The organism is Pantoea sp. V106_11, assembly GCF_029967885.1.
In the GTDB taxonomy this organism is placed as follows: domain Bacteria; phylum Pseudomonadota; class Gammaproteobacteria; order Enterobacterales; family Enterobacteriaceae; genus Pantoea; species Pantoea ananatis.
Map to the genome: position 1 here is coordinate 226,846 of NZ_JASCAK010000020.1, position 14,713 is coordinate 241,558.

The window sequence follows — 14,713 nt, forward strand, 5'->3', positions numbered from 1 at the left end:
CCTTTGTCATTTAAATACGCCATTGACGATGACGTGTTAAAGGCTCGGAAAATCGCGGGCTGTTTTAAATGGCCCGCCCGATTTTTTTCTTGCCTTTCATGTAGTAAAGATTGTGATAGTGACCATTTGAATAAATCACCACGAATCTGCGCGCGCCAACATAGGCGCCAAAACTGTTTTTTGCGTTAATCACGCCCGGGATGACCCAGCCAAACATCAGTTCTTCTTTATCCTCGGGCACATTCATTACCCAGGTATACCCTTTAAAAGGTTTAAAAAAGCGATAATGCGCGCTGTAAGGATCTTTCAGGTGATAATAAAACGTATTTCTGACATCCGTTTTATAAGTGTCTGGCAGCGTACCGTAGTTGGCGAGCTGCACTTGGAGGGGATCGGGTTCATGGGAGCGTGCTACACATCCTGTCAACATCATGGTTAAAGCAAAATACAGAATGGGATTTCTCATCCATAGCCTCTTAGGGGGACGTTTTTTATTATAGAGCGAAACACTAGCACCCGGTTTATATTTCGGTCTATAAACCGTTGATGAACGGATAATTTATATTCAGTAATCAGTTGGTCATGTGCATGGATCAAATGGGAAAAAGCGAAGGGTGTACTGGCTTGTTCTGGGAACCTGATGTTGGCAGCAATCGTCGTTCAGAGGCGACTGGAGAGTATAAAGATCAACAAAAAGCCCGCTCAGGTTTCCCTGAGCGGGCTTCTTTAAATCTGGCTCCTCTGACTGGACTCGAACCAGTGACATACGGATTAACAGTCCGCCGTTCTACCGACTGAACTACAGAGGAATCGTGCTACAGGGCGCATAGTAATGGAGTCGGCATGCTGAGTCAAAGCGGTTTTACCCGCTTTCGGATCGTTTGCTGAAGGATTCAGCAGCCTGGTTGTTTCATCCACAGTTTACCGCATGGCAGGGCCGTTCAAATCGTCAGGAAAGGCCAGTTTAAGACGCTCAAACGGTCTTATACGATGTTTTCTGCAGGTTAGCCACTGTGTCGCAGCGCCGCAATGTGCCGCCTGTTTCGTGATAAACGGCTATGGTTAAAGAGAGCAAACCCAACCATGGAGATGCGAATGAACGAGCAACTGAAAGCGCAGATAGCCTCAAGGCTGGCGATTACGGCCGGGCAACGGCAGCAGACGCGCACTGCGCTCAGCCAGGGCCAGCAGGCGGAACCGGACTCACGACGAGCGCAGCGCTATGCGTTTCAACAGCGGGCACGCCAGAGCGTCATTATGGGCGCTAACGACTTGCTGCCGGTGTCATTTTTACAGCAGGGGTTACGCGCAGCCCGCGCCGTCGCGCTGGTCAGAGAAGATGGCATACCTAAGGGAAGTGGATTTCTGACCTATGGCAACCTCTTCGTCACGAATCATCACGTGCTGCCTGAAGCCGCCATTTCGGGGCGCATCACGCTGCAGTTCGGTTATCGCCAGGGCGAATCCGGCGAAATTCTTCCAGGACGTCTTTATGCGGTGGATGCCGACAGCTTCTGGCTTTCCAGCCCAACGGAGGCGTTCGACTGTACGTTAATAGCGCTTGGCGAGGCGCTTACCGACAGCGGTGAGCAACCGCTGCCGCTGGCACTTAACGATCGTAATGATAAACATGCGCTGGGCATCAGCCTCAATCTCATCCATCATCCGGGTGGTGCGCCACAGCAAATCACGCTGCGCAACAATGCCCTGTTAGCACGTCACGAACAGTTTCTGCACTATGAGGCCGACAGTGAAGGCGGCTCGTCAGGTGCACCGGTCTTCAACGACGGCTGGCAGCTGGTGGCCCTTCATCATGGCGCCACAGAAGACAGCGGAAAATGGGTTAACGAAGGCATTCGCATGAGTGCGCTCACCGACTGGCTGAAGGGCGAGTTGCCAGCGCTGTCCCCGCATGGGCAGGCAATCCTGATGCAGGCGCTCACGGCCGATAATGCACCGCTACTGCCTGAGTCCAGTGCCGCCGCGCCAGATGAAAACTACGCTAATCGCGACGGTTTTCAGGCAGACTTTCTGGCGGACAATCCTGTCGATATGGCACAGATTATCGCGCCGCGTGCAGGGGAAGTCGCCCCTCTGCGTGACGGGCGCAACGGCGCTGATGCCAGGCTGAATTACGAGCACTTTTCTCTGCTGATGAATGCCGAACGACGGCTGGCTTTTTTTACCGCCACCAATATCGATGGGGCACGCTATATCAACATTGACCGCGGCAGTGGGCAACCTTCGCTGTTGCCCGAAGGTGACCGCTGGTATGAAGACAGCCGCATCGACAGCCGCTATGTTACGGGTCAGTCGTTTTATAGCGCGTTCAGTCGCTGGTTCGATCGCGGTCATCTCACCCGCCGCAGCGATCCCACCTGGGGCACGGCGGCTGAGGCGGTGCGCGCCAATAAAGACACGTTCCACTTCACTAATTGTTCCCCGCAGCATTTTCGCTTTAACCAGAGCGTGCAGTACTGGCAAGGGGTTGAGCGCTATATCCTGGAATATGGTGTGTTAAAAACCAAACAGCAAATTAGTGTACTGACCGGCCCGGTACTGAACGATCAACATCGGCAGTACGGGGATTTGCAGGTCCCGCTGCTGTTCTGGAAGGTCGTTCTGCGCATCGGTCCACAGGGCACGCCGCAGGCCACCGCACTGCTGGTCAGTCAGGATAAGCTGCTGGATGAGCCTCGCCGCGTGTTGCCGCTTTTACAACCGGAAGCGGTGCCGCAGGTGGATGAATATCGCGTGGCGGTTCGTTCACTGGAAACCCTGACCGGGCTTGATTTCAGCGCATTTCGCGACTGGGACAGCTGGCAGCCCGATCCCAGCCTGCTGGCCGAGCCTGTGCAGGCAAAACTGATTATGACGTGGCCGGAGCTATTGTAAACGCGAAGAAAACGTCACTGGCTGACGCCTCAAGCTGGGGCTGCATATTCCCAAGGCGTGCGGTATGGGCATCTTCGGCACCTGCAAGGTGAAATGCCTGGAAGGGGAAGTGGAGATGAACCACAACGGCGGCATCACCGATGAGGACGTAGAAGAGGGCTATATTTTGTCGTGCTGTAGCATTCCCAAAGGCAATATTGTCGTCGAGTTTTAACCCCATGCAGACGAAGGCTTGCGGGGAGCATCCTCTTTTTTCCGACGTTGAGGCGTCAGTGAACAGCGAACCTCATCGAGATTCGCTGTGTAATGCCATTGTAAAAAGCAGGCGGGAGCGCGTGAAAGGGGGGCTACTCCGGGTGTGGCGATTGTTGTCATACGTGCGCAACAACGGCAGCAATGCCAGCCTGAACCCTGTGATTTTCTGTGCTGTGGATCAGGGCTTTATTCCTGTGCCGGCACCCGTTGAACCGGGATGCGCTACGAAAACAGAAAATATGCTTCACCATGAACCCACAACCCGTTTTCAGACATGAAACGCCGCTACCATACCGCGCAGCGCCTGCGCCTGTTCAGACAGCGAACGCGAGGCTGAAGACGACTCCTCGACCAGCGCCGCATTGTTCTGCGTCACGCCGTCCATCTGACTCACCGCCACGCTGACCTGTGAAATCCCCTGCATCTGCTCGGAGGACGCCAGAGAGAGGGAGTCCATGGCCTCCGCCAGCTCGCCGACCATCCCTACAATTTTGATGATGCTCTGCCCGGTCGAGGAGGCCACGGCAACGCCACTTTCCACTTGCTCAACGGCCTGTTCAATCAGGACTTTGATATCGCGGGCCGCCGTGGCGCTACGCTGCGCCAGCGTGCGCACCTCACCGGCCACCACGGCAAAACCGCGGCCTTCCTCGCCGGCGCGCGCCGCCTCCACCGCGGCGTTCAGGGCCAGGATGTTGGTCTGAAACGCGATGCTTTCAATGACCGAGGTAATGTCCCGGACTTTAGCGGCACTGACGGAAATATCCTGCATCGTGCCAGACATCCGCTGCACGTCGGCCTCACCCGAACGGGCCAGGCGGGCCGTATCGCGGGCCGATTCAGCGGTTTGCTGCGCGCCAGCGGTGTTGCTCTTCACCGTGGCGGTCAACTGCTCCATGCTGGCAGCGGTTTCCTGCAGGGCGGCGGCCTGCTGCTCGGTTCGTGACGACAGCTCGGTGTTGCCCTGGGCGATTTCGTCGGCCGCCAGCGCCACGGAAGTGGAAGCATCCTTTATCTGCGATACCAGGCCGCGCAGCCTGGCCTGCATGCTGTCCAGTGAGGCGAGCAGGCTGCTGGTGTCGTTGCGACGCAGCAGCACGGTGGAGGTGAGGTCCCCGGAAGCGATGGTCGCGGCCAGCGCCTGAGCCTGTGCAGGTTCACCGCCCAGTTGGCGCATCAGCTTCCTGCTGATGACGAGACAAATCAGGGCGCCGGAAATGACGGTTGCAATGATGAGAACAATAAAGGTTTTGATAACGCGGCTGGCGGATGCGTTACTTTCCACGGCGGTGTTTTCAGCAAAGGCACGCTGCATGTCCGTGAGTTCGTTGAGACTGGAGATAAGGATTTGCTGAGGGGGACGAACAACGTTGGTCAGATAATCTGCGAGGCCATTCAGTTGTCTCTGCCTGCCCATGTTTGCCGCCGTCGCGAGTGTCGTGAGCGCGGCCTGTTCATTCTGCTGTACTTTCCTGAGTAGACCAATTTCCTGCTGGTTGTGGTCGCGTTCGATCATGGATGCAAGCTCAGTGCGTTTCTGGGTATAAACCCCTTTCTGAGTTTCAAAGCGGCCCCACTCATTCTCAATTGCTTTTTGATCAGAGAAGAGCGCCATGTTTCTCACCTCAACAAGCATGTTTCTCAGCGCCGTACCTGCATCATTAGACAAAGTCACTTTTTTAAGGTTGGTGTTGACGATCTCATCAATATTCTGACGCGTCTCAAGCAGATTGCTGATTGCAACCGCTGAACTGATGACGAAAAGCAGTATCAAAAAAGCAAAGCCAGCAGACAGTCGTGTCGATACCTTCATCATTCTCTCCGGTTATGGTGTTGTCGTACCCATGTTGTTTTCGGCAAAGAACGAGTGAACCTAAGTGTCCTTTTCAGAAACCGCAGAACGACGCTTTTTTAAGACGGAGGGGATATCGGCAGGAGCTGACGCCATAAAAGCCATTATTTTTATATCAACACATGACTCAAGACTTCTGTTGCCTGTAAACATACCTGACCACGCCAGCGCTATGGGTAGCGCTTCCTTGCCCAATGCTGTCGCGGACAGCGCCACGCTTCACAAACAAAAAGCCTTGGCCGTGTAGACGTTAGCCAAACCGGGCGCAGAACAGCGCGGAAAAACCCAGCTTTCAACAGGATACCTCCTGTTACTGCGCCAGCCTGCAGGTCGGAATCTGAACCAACTTTTCCAGTTTAGTGCGGTTATGCGGGATTGATCTTCTTTTTCAGCCAGTTACGCATAGCGTCGCGCGGATGGCAGACGGAGTCAGTGACGGGCACCTGATGCAATGCGGGATTCTTTTTGGTCGAGGCGCTCTCGGAGAGGACAGCGGCGTGAACCGTCAGGATGGACAAGCAGAGAAAGACGCTGTGTATCAGTCAGTATAAAAGGCGATCACAAGGGGGATGCTGAGGCTTTTCACGTAGGGCTGGGGAACAGATTTATGACGCTATTATCGAGCGGGAATGATGCCAATCAGACTTGCTGTTTCGCCGAATGCGCAGGTAACCCCACTACGCATCGGAAAAATTTCTCACGCAGACGTAATAAAACCGGGTTGAAAGGCTTTAAAGCATGCCTGAAAACAAGAATTTGGCTCCTCTGACTGGACTCGAACCAGTGACATACGGATTAACAGTCCGCCGTTCTACCGACTGAACTACAGAGGAATTGTCAGAACGGGGCGAATAGTAGCGGCGCCGGTTAGGGATGTCAAAGCCCTCTTTCATGGTTTGCGTTTAAGTGCTCGTAAAAGCAGCGCATTGGTGAATATCAGACACATTCGCTTGCTTTTCAAACTGCTAACAGGATCTCACTTTAACGCCATTTCTCAGTAGATGTTAGACGCATGTCAAAGTTTTGTTATTTGACGATATCAAAACGCTTGTTTCAGTGCTTTTATGATAAAAATTTCAAAAAAGAAATATATGGAATAAACAAACTGCTTGGCGCCTGAAAGTGGGATGGACGTACCAGCGTCAGGACAATACCGTCAGCATGTTAAGAAAAATCATGCGGATAAGAAAAGCAGTGGTGATTTTAGCAAAAGCATCAACGTAGTCGTCTTACCTCAAATTTTCCATAAAAACGCCGGCGAGGCAGTGTGAATGTAAAAGATATTTTTCATTCGAAACGTAAATCGCTAGCAAGTTAACAAATAAGAAGGGTCCCTATGAACATCAAAAAAACGATTGTTGCCTCACTGTTAGCCTGCATGTTGCCCGCCGCTGCGATGGCGAAAGATATTTCCGTGGGTGTTTCTATGGCGGTTTTCGATGACAACTTTCTGACGATTGTGCGTAACGCTGTACAAAATGAGATGAAAAAAGATGGCGTCAAAGGCCAGATCGAAGATGCCAAAGGCGATGTGGCCCAGCAGCTCCAGCAGGTACAGAACTTTATTGGACAGGGCGTTGACGCCATCATTGTTAACCCCGTCGACACTGACGCCGTAAAACCCATTATCGATCAGGCGTCCAAGGCCGGTGTGGCGTTGGTATTTGTTAACCGTAAACCCCAGGCCCAGCTAGGCGACAAAATGGCGTTTGTGGGCTCTGACTCTGAACTGGCGGGCCGTCTGCAGATGGAAGCCCTGGCGAAGGCGATGAACGGCAAGGGCAACGTTGCCATTTTATTAGGTGATCTGGCTAACGAATCGACCCGCGAACGCACCAAAGGCGTGGAAGCCGTAGTGGCGAAATACCCGAATATTAAAGTGGTGCAAAAGCAGACGGCGAAATTCAGCCGCAACGATGCGGTAGATGTCGTGAGCAACTGGATGACCGCTGGCGATGATATCAATGCCATCGCGTCAAACAATGATGAAATGGCGATTGGTGCCATTCAGGCATTAGGCAAGAACGATAAACACATTCTGGTGGCAGGCGTGGATGGCACACCGGATGCGTTGCAGATGATCAAGAACGGCAAGATGGTGGCCAGCGTATTCCAGGATGCAAAAGGGCAGGGTGAAGGCGCTGTTCAGACCGCAATCAAACTGGCAAACGGTGAAAAAGTGCAGAAGATTGTTGATATCCCATTCCAGCTGATCACCAAAGACAACTACACCAAATATACCAGCATGAACCAAAAATAAACGTCTGAACCCGTAGTACGGAGGTGATGTATGACCGCTTTTGCGCTTGAAGCCGAAGGCATCAGCAAGTTCTTTCCGGGTGTGAAGGCACTGGACAATGTGTCGCTGCGCGTCCGCTCTGGAACGGTACATGCTTTGATGGGTGAAAATGGCGCGGGCAAATCCACTTTAATGAAGTGCCTGATCGGGATTTACCGTCCCGATCAGGGCACCATCAAGATTAAAGGGGAGCCAGTGCAGTTCAGGGACACCATGGATGCGTTACGTTCGGGTGTGTCAATGATCCACCAGGAGCTGAATCTGGTGCCGCACATGACCGTGGCCGAGAATATCTGGCTGGGGCGGGAGCCGATGAAATTTGGTTTTGTCGATCATGCCCGGCTAAATAAAGACACGCAGGCGCTGCTTAACCGGCTCAATATCAAACTGAAAGCCGACCGCATGGTAGGCGAACTGAGCATCGCCTCACAGCAGATGGTGGAAATCGCCAAAGCGGTGTCCTGGGATGCCGACATTGTCATTATGGATGAGCCCACCTCCGCGTTGACGGAAACCGAAGTCGCACATTTATTTACCATCATTCGCGATCTGCGCGAACAGGGTAAAGCCATCGTTTATATCAGTCACAAAATGGATGAGATCTTTTCCATCACGGATGAGATCAGCGTGTTTCGTGACGGCAGTTGGGTGGGCAGCGACAGCACCAGTGCGTTCACGCGCCAGTCTCTGATCACTAAAATGGTCGGGCGTGAGCTGACACAGCTTTTCCCTAAATTCAACAATGCCATCGGGGAAGAGGTGCTGACCGTTCGTCATCTGAGCTGCAAAGACCGCTTCACCGACGTCAGTTTCGGTGTGCGCCGGGGAGAAATTCTCGGTGTGGCAGGCCTGGTCGGAGCCGGGCGCAGCGAAGTGATGGAAAGCCTGTTTGGCATGACGCATTTTGACAGCGGCGAAATTCTGATTGACGGCATCCCGGCGAATATTGACTCACCGTCGGTCGCCATCGAAAAGGGCATGGCATTTTTGACTGAAGATCGTAAAAAGTCAGGATTGTTTTTGGTGTTGTCGGTGCTGGAGAACATGAGCATTGTCAACATGCCGGAATACAGCGGCAAAAGCGGCTTTGTCAGCCATGTCAAAATGGCTCAGGACTGCATGGATCAAATTCGCCGTCTGAATATTAAAACCCCTACCATGGATCAAATCATCAATAACCTGAGCGGCGGCAATCAGCAGAAAGTGCTTATCGCCCGCTGGCTATTGGCTCAACCGAAAATCCTGATCCTGGATGAGCCGACGCGCGGCATTGATGTTGGGGCAAAAGCAGAAATTTATCGTTTGATTAGTGAGCTTGCCAACCGTGGCGTTGCCATCATTATGGTGTCCTCAGAGCTGCCTGAAATTCTGGGCATGAGTGACCGCATCATGGTGATGCATGGTGGGCGCATTACCGGCATCCTCGATAAAGAAGAGGCCGATCAGGAAACTATTTTGTCGTTAGCATCCGAATGAGGCGCGAAACCACGATGAGTAATATGAAAGCCACGGCCGCTCAGGCTTCTCAGCAACAACCCTCTTTCCTGGCAAGCCTGCGTCACCGGGTTCCAAAGGATACCGGCATCTTTGTGGTAATGGTGGGGATTGCCTTAATTTTTGAAATTTTTGGCTGGTATGTTCGCGATCAGTCGTTCCTGATGAACACGAACCGCCTGATTTTAATCGTATTGCAGGTCGCTATCATCGGTATCATCGCCGTCGGTGTAACCCAGGTGATCATTACGACCGGTATCGATCTCTCTTCCGGTTCGGTGATTGCGTTGACTGCGGTGGTGGCTGCCAGCCTGGCGCAAACCTCAGATACGCTGACGCCGATGTTTCCATCCCTGGTGAATATGCCTGCGGCCGTGCCGATTGCTGCCGGCATTGGCGTCGGTTTACTGTGCGGGTTGATCAATGGCGTATTGATTACCCGCACCGGCATCCCACCTTTTATTGCCACACTGGGCATGATGGTTTCTGCGCGCGGTCTGGCGCAGTATTACACCCAGGGTAACCCCATCAGTTTTCTGTCCGATGGATTCACCTCTATTGGTCAGGGTGCCATGCCGGTGGTGATTTTTCTGGTTGTGGCGCTGGTGTTTCACGTTGCGCTGAAACATACCCGTTATGGCAAATATGTTTATGCCATCGGCGGCAATATGACGTCGGCCAAAGTGTCCGGCATTAACGTCAACAAATACCTGATCATGGTTTACACCATTGCGGGGGCGCTGTCAGGCCTGGCAGGCGTAGTGCTGGCGGCACGCGTCAGCAGCGGCCAGTCAAGCATGGGCGTGGGCTACGAACTGGATGCGATTGCCGCAGCGGTGATCGGCGGCAGCAGCCTGATGGGTGGAGTGGGCCGTATTACCGGCACGCTGATTGGTGCGGTAATTCTTGGTCTGATTAAAAGCGGATTCACCTTTGTTGGGGTGGATGCCTATATCCAGGACATCATCAAAGGCATCATCATTGTTGCCGCAGTTACCATCGATATGCGACGCAATCGCGCTAAACGCTAAAATACGCTGCCGCCTTTGCGCCGTAGCGGCGTTGGCACCAGGCGCTTATCCCAGTCACATAGTTTACTATGCTCCTGGGCCTAAGCGCCTGGCGCCGCCTTGCTACAACACACATGCGTTTGCGTATTCGCACTTCGCTGGCTGGGGTGAACAAAAGACAGCAAAACCAAAAAGCGTTTAAACGGAATCCCGTGGCGGTTTTCTGTGTTGCCAGAGAATCGCTGCCTTGTTACAACACACATGCGTTTGCGTATTCGCACTTCGCTGGCTGAGGAGAACAAAAGACAGCAAAACCAAAAAGCGTTTAAACGGAATCCCGTGGGGGTTTTCTCTGGTGCCAGAGAATCGCCGCCTTGCTACAACACAAATGTGTTTGCGTGTTCGCCTTTCTGACCTTTTTAAAAAAAACGTGAGCGTATTGAGCGTTGCAGGTGGGAAGACGTTTCGAATCGATCAACCGCTCAGGCAATAAACCTGTTTCTCCTCAGCCAACAGTCTTAGATTTTTACGCAGCCACGCAGCCACGCAGCCACGCAGCCACGCAGCCACGCAGCAACACATCTCACTCTCTTTCTGCTTTTTCTCCTGCATAACCGGGCCGGACACTGGCACGTCGATAACCTTTGCTGGCACAGGGCCGACGCTGCACGCTGGTTTGACATGTTTCGCACTGTTGCGGTGCAGCTCACCCTGTGTCGCCGCCTGAATGCGGTGGTGCCCCCCGACGTACCTCTTTGGAGGTACAGAGAAACGCTGTTTATTCTGATGCTTAGCAATTATTTCCCGACATGTTTCGCGATCTGAATAAACCTGGTCTGCATATTGCAATTCATCTGTATACAGGCTGGTTGATACGGATCAGCCAGAAACCTTGACGTAGCAACGGAGGCAAGATGAATTTAAGACGGCTGAAATACTTTGTGAAAATCGTCGATATCGGTAGCCTGACGCGGGCAGCAGAAGTGCTGCATATTGCCCAGCCTGCGTTAAGCCAGCAGGTTGCTACGCTTGAAGGTGAGCTGGAGCAGCAGCTTCTGAATCGCACCAAACGCGGCGTAACACCTACGGAAGCCGGAAAATTACTCTACAGCCATGCGCGCGTTATTCTGCGACAGTGTGAGCTGGCACAGTCAGCGGTGATGAATGCCGGTGAAGTGGTGAAAGGGCAGGTTTCCATTGGACTGGCTCCCGGAACGGCCGCCTCCTCGCTGACGATGCCATTGCTGCAAACGGTACGGGAACAGTATCCGGATATCATTGTTTACCTGCATGAAAACAGCAGCAGCGCCCTGAATGAAAACATTATTAGCGGGCAGCTGGATATGGCCGTGCTGTATGACCGTGCGCCGACGGCAGGGATCAACAGTCTACCGCTGCTCAAAGAAGATCTGTATCTGGTCGGCACCACTGCCTGTCCGGGTACCAATGTGGATCTGGCTGAAGTGGCACAGATGAGCCTGTTTTTGCCACGCGATTACAGTGCCGTGCGTCAGCGCGTTGACGAGGCATTTTCACTGCGCCGCCTGAGTGCGCGTATTATTGGTGAAATAGAGTCGCTTTCCACGCTGACCGCCGCGATATCCAGCGGGATGGGCGTCACTGTATTGCCGGAATCCGCCGCCCGGGCGCTGGTGGGATCCACCCAGGCATGGATGGCGCGTATTACCAGCCCGACGATCAGCCTGCCGTTATCGCTCAACCTTTCACATCGGTTACCTTTATCGCCCCCGGCGCAGGCCGTTAAAAATATCCTGCTGTCGCTGCTGAACAAACCGCTGACGGAAAAACGGGAACTCACCCTGGTCAGCTAGTACGCCTGTCCTGACCCACTTTCTCTAAAGCAGGGCGCGTAGATATCGCGCCGCTGCCCTTTCTGTGACTGTCCATCAGGATGCAGCTCAACGTCTCCCGCCCTGTTCTATATGCTTCAAATGCATAAATAAAACTTTTTTAGTATTTCCAGTTATCGAAAATCCTTTTTACCCTCTGTTTATCGGATTGTGTAAAGAGAGGTAAATAGTGTGAATTTCCAGCAACTTAAAATTATCCGCGAAGCGGCACGACGGGAGTTCAACCTTACAGAGGTCGCAAGCACGCTATTTACTTCGCAATCGGGCGTCAGCCGCCATATTCGCGATCTGGAAGATGAGCTTGGGGTTGAAATCTTTATCCGACGCGGCAAGCGGCTGCTTGGCATGACAGAGCCCGGGAAAGCGCTATTAACCATTGCGGAGCGCATTTTGGACGAAGCCGGTAAAGTCCGCCGTCTGGCAGACGTGTTTACCAATGAATCCAGCGGTATCCTTTCCATCGCCACCACGCATACGCAGGCGCGTTACAGTCTGCCGCCCGTCATCAAGGCGTTTCGCCAGCTTTATCCCAACGTCAGGCTTGAACTGAACCAGGGCTCACCGCAGGAAATTGTGAACATGCTGCTGGCAGGCGAGGTGGATGTCGGAATTGCCAGTGAGATGCTGGTGAATAACAGCAGCCTGGCGGCGTTTCCGTGGTTTAGCTGGCATCATGCCCTGCTGGTGCCGCACGATCACGAGCTGGTGCAGCAACAGCCGGTATCGCTCAATGCGCTCAGTCACCATCCGCTCATTACTTATCGCCAGGGGATTACCGGGCGTTCACGTGTGGATCGGGCCTTCCAGGGGGCAGGCTTAAAGCCGGACATCGTGCTCAGCGCACAGGATTCCGATGTGGTGAAAACCTATGTCAAACTTGGCCTTGGTGTCGGTATTCTGGCCGATCAGGCCTGTGAAACCGAACCGGGCGGTGAGCTGGTCAGGCTGGATGCCACGCATCTGTTTGAGGCTAATACGGTGTGGCTGGGGCTGAAGCGGGGCCAACTGCAGCGCAACTATGTCTGGCAATTTCTGGAGCTGTGCAACGCCAACTTATCGCTTGAAGAGATTAAAGAGCAGGCACTGTCCTCCGCGGGTGACGATGAGCCGGTTATCGATTTTCAGATTTAGCAACCCTGAACATCCAGCGCCCTGGCGCAACGGCATAAAATTTTTTTTCTGCCGTAAATCCTCACAGCGAACGCTTTCTGGCCGGCAATAACAACATCCTGCGCTTCTCCCCTCCCGATAAAGTGGAAAGATCTGAACAAAGGGGGATGCGATGTCACGTATACAACTAAAAGATCACACGCTGTTGCGTCAGCAGGCGCTGTTTGCGGGTCAATGGCAGAACGGTTATCAGGGCGAAACGCTGCCGGTTATCGATCCGGCAACCGGTGAGACGCTGGCGACGGTTCCGGCGCTGGGGCGGAAAGAAACCGAGGCGGCGATCGATCATGCGGAGTCGGTACGCCATGACTGGGCCAAAACACCCAATGCCACACGCGCCGCACTGCTGGAAAAGTGGTATCAGTTGATTGTCGATAACGCCGACGATCTTGCCATCATCATGACGGCCGAGCAGGGCAAACCGCTGGCGGAAGCCAGAGGCGAAGTCCTGTACGGTGCCAGTTTTGTTAAGTGGTTTGCCGAAGAGGCGCGTCGCATTTACGGCGATACCATCCCCGCGCCCACGTCCGACCGCAGAATCATCGTGTTAAAACAGCCGGTCGGCGTAGCGGCAGCCATTACGCCGTGGAATTTTCCCATTGCCATGATTACCCGCAAGGTGGCGCCTGCGCTGGCGGCGGGTTGTCCGATTATCGTTAAACCTTCTGACCTGACGCCGCTGTCTGCCCTGGCGCTGGCGGTTCTGGCAGAGCGCGCCGGCTTTCCGTCCGGTGTTTTGCAGGTGGTCACCGGTATGCCGACGGAAATTGGCGCCGCACTGACCGAAAGCCGCCTGGTGCGTAAAATTTCATTCACCGGCTCAACCCGTGTGGGTCAGTTACTGATGAAACAATGTGCCGACAGCGTAAAACGGTTGAGTCTGGAACTGGGCGGCAACGCGCCGTTAATCGTTTTCGATGACGCCGATATTGAGATCGCGGTGGCTGGCGTCATGACCAGCAAATTCCGTAACGCCGGGCAAACCTGTGTCTGCGCCAACCGGATTCTGGTACAGCGCAACATCTATGAACGCTTTTCCGCCCGCTTACTGGAAGCCGTGGCCACCCTCAAGGTGGGCGACGGATTTGCGGCCGGTAGCACCCTCGGGCCCCTGATCAATACCGCCGCGGTTGAAAAGGTCAATGCACATATCGACGATGCCTTACAGAAAGGGGCGACGCTGTTAACGGGCGGCATCAGCAGCGGAGCGGGAACCTGGGTTCAGCCTACCGTTCTGGGGCATGTGACGAGTGAGATGCGCATTGCGCAGGAAGAGACCTTTGGCCCGGTGGCACCACTGTTTGTGTTTGACGATGAGGCGCAGGCATTGGCGATGGCGAACGACACGCCTTATGGCCTGGGCGCGTATTTCTTTACGGAGAATATTCGACGCGCCTGGCGGGTAGCGGAAGCGCTGGAATTTGGCATGGTAGGATTTAATACGGGCGTAATCTCTTTAGAAGTGGCGCCCTTTGGCGGCGTTAAATTATCGGGAATCGGTCGTGAAGGTTCACGTTACGGAATTGATGAATATCTGGAACAAAAAACATTCCATCTCGGCAGTTTGTAATTTAAGACGTAATACCTGAATTCAGGCGCCAGCATAATCGTTATGCTGGCGCTTTTTTTTGTGCATCAGATCTGGTTTTTGCGCCTTTTCTCCTTTTTAGTGCAAGTTTCATGCGCAATGCACCAAAGCAAGGCGGGTTTTTTGTGAGGTAAATCATCTGTTTAACGCTTCGGCAATTCCGCAATAAATCCGTCATTAATACGGCAGAAAAATTTTTTTGCGTCGTTTTAAACGCATTTTTATTTTTTTAACGGCTGGCATACTTTCTGCATTACCTAATTACTTATTCAGAAAAGC

The 14,713-nt window shown here is 53.4% G+C and carries 9 protein-coding genes, 2 tRNA genes and 1 pseudogene; 8 read left to right on the plus strand and 4 right to left on the minus strand.

Annotated features, from left to right (window positions below; translation table 11 throughout):
- Window positions 1-64: 64 nt before the first annotated feature.
- Both QLG08_RS02405 and QLG08_RS02410 read right to left on the minus strand, forming a co-directional pair.
- The gene (locus QLG08_RS02405) at window positions 65-466 is read right to left on the minus strand and encodes a hypothetical protein (RefSeq protein ID WP_110015404.1); all 402 of its coding nucleotides are present in this window, start codon (window positions 464-466) and stop codon (window positions 65-67) included.
- A gap of 267 nt (window positions 467-733) precedes the next feature.
- Window positions 734-809 (minus strand) — tRNA-Asn (locus QLG08_RS02410).
- Window positions 810-1,095: 286 nt separating this feature from the next.
- Here QLG08_RS02410 and QLG08_RS02415 point away from each other — a divergent pair.
- Window positions 1,096-2,895, plus strand: a complete 1,800-nt coding sequence (locus tag QLG08_RS02415) for a DNA/RNA non-specific endonuclease (protein ID WP_022623361.1) — start codon at window positions 1,096-1,098, stop codon at window positions 2,893-2,895.
- Between the two features lie 31 nt (window positions 2,896-2,926).
- A pseudogene (locus QLG08_RS02420) lies at window positions 2,927-3,109 on the plus strand (2Fe-2S iron-sulfur cluster binding domain-containing protein); the annotation flags it as partial.
- A gap of 309 nt (window positions 3,110-3,418) precedes the next feature.
- On the opposite strand, the gene QLG08_RS02425 reads toward QLG08_RS02420, so the two are convergent.
- Both QLG08_RS02425 and QLG08_RS02430 read right to left on the minus strand, forming a co-directional pair.
- A complete protein-coding gene (locus QLG08_RS02425) occupies window positions 3,419-4,963 on the minus strand; it encodes a methyl-accepting chemotaxis protein (protein ID WP_022623359.1) in 1,545 nt (514 codons plus the stop codon).
- Window positions 4,964-5,759: 796 nt separating this feature from the next.
- Window positions 5,760-5,835, minus strand: a tRNA-Asn gene (locus QLG08_RS02430).
- 503 nt (window positions 5,836-6,338) lie between these two features.
- Between QLG08_RS02430 and QLG08_RS02435 the strand changes: the two genes are divergently transcribed.
- From QLG08_RS02435 to QLG08_RS02460, 6 genes are all read left to right on the plus strand, one after another.
- A complete protein-coding gene (locus QLG08_RS02435; protein ID WP_013026300.1) occupies window positions 6,339-7,262 on the plus strand; it encodes a sugar ABC transporter substrate-binding protein in 924 nt (307 codons plus the stop codon).
- Window positions 7,263-7,292: 30 nt separating this feature from the next.
- Window positions 7,293-8,777 (plus strand): sugar ABC transporter ATP-binding protein, encoded by a 1,485-nt coding sequence (locus tag QLG08_RS02440; RefSeq protein ID WP_013026299.1) that lies wholly within the window; start codon window positions 7,293-7,295, stop codon window positions 8,775-8,777.
- A 23-nt stretch (window positions 8,778-8,800) separates the two neighbouring features.
- Window positions 8,801-9,826 (plus strand): ABC transporter permease, encoded by a 1,026-nt coding sequence (locus QLG08_RS02445; RefSeq protein ID WP_172796950.1) that lies wholly within the window; start codon window positions 8,801-8,803, stop codon window positions 9,824-9,826.
- Window positions 9,827-10,719: 893 nt separating this feature from the next.
- Window positions 10,720-11,637, plus strand: a complete 918-nt coding sequence (gene nac / locus QLG08_RS02450) for a nitrogen assimilation transcriptional regulator NAC (protein WP_013026297.1) — start codon at window positions 10,720-10,722, stop codon at window positions 11,635-11,637.
- Between the two features lie 210 nt (window positions 11,638-11,847).
- Window positions 11,848-12,807: an HTH-type transcriptional regulator Cbl gene (gene cbl / locus QLG08_RS02455; RefSeq protein ID WP_013026296.1), complete on the plus strand. Its 960-nt coding sequence runs from the start codon at window positions 11,848-11,850 to the stop codon at window positions 12,805-12,807.
- Window positions 12,808-12,958: 151 nt separating this feature from the next.
- Window positions 12,959-14,416: an NAD-dependent succinate-semialdehyde dehydrogenase gene (locus QLG08_RS02460; RefSeq protein WP_013026295.1), complete on the plus strand. Its 1,458-nt coding sequence runs from the start codon at window positions 12,959-12,961 to the stop codon at window positions 14,414-14,416.
- Window positions 14,417-14,713 lie beyond the last annotated feature (297 nt).

What these genes read in the sequence shown, in the direction of transcription:
- QLG08_RS02405 (WP_110015404.1), bottom strand. Translation starts at nt 466, where the DNA reads ATGAGAAATCCCATTCTGTATTTTGCTTTAACCATGATGTTGACAGGA.
- QLG08_RS02415 (WP_022623361.1), top strand. Translation starts at nt 1,096, where the DNA reads ATGAACGAGCAACTGAAAGCGCAGATAGCCTCAAGGCTGGCGATTACG.
- QLG08_RS02425 (WP_022623359.1), bottom strand. Translation starts at nt 4,963, where the DNA reads ATGAAGGTATCGACACGACTGTCTGCTGGCTTTGCTTTTTTGATACTG.
- QLG08_RS02435 (WP_013026300.1), top strand. Translation starts at nt 6,339, where the DNA reads ATGAACATCAAAAAAACGATTGTTGCCTCACTGTTAGCCTGCATGTTG.
- QLG08_RS02440 (WP_013026299.1), top strand. Translation starts at nt 7,293, where the DNA reads ATGACCGCTTTTGCGCTTGAAGCCGAAGGCATCAGCAAGTTCTTTCCG.
- QLG08_RS02445 (WP_172796950.1), top strand. Translation starts at nt 8,801, where the DNA reads ATGAAAGCCACGGCCGCTCAGGCTTCTCAGCAACAACCCTCTTTCCTG.
- nac (WP_013026297.1), top strand. Translation starts at nt 10,720, where the DNA reads ATGAATTTAAGACGGCTGAAATACTTTGTGAAAATCGTCGATATCGGT.
- QLG08_RS02460 (WP_013026295.1), top strand. Translation starts at nt 12,959, where the DNA reads ATGTCACGTATACAACTAAAAGATCACACGCTGTTGCGTCAGCAGGCG.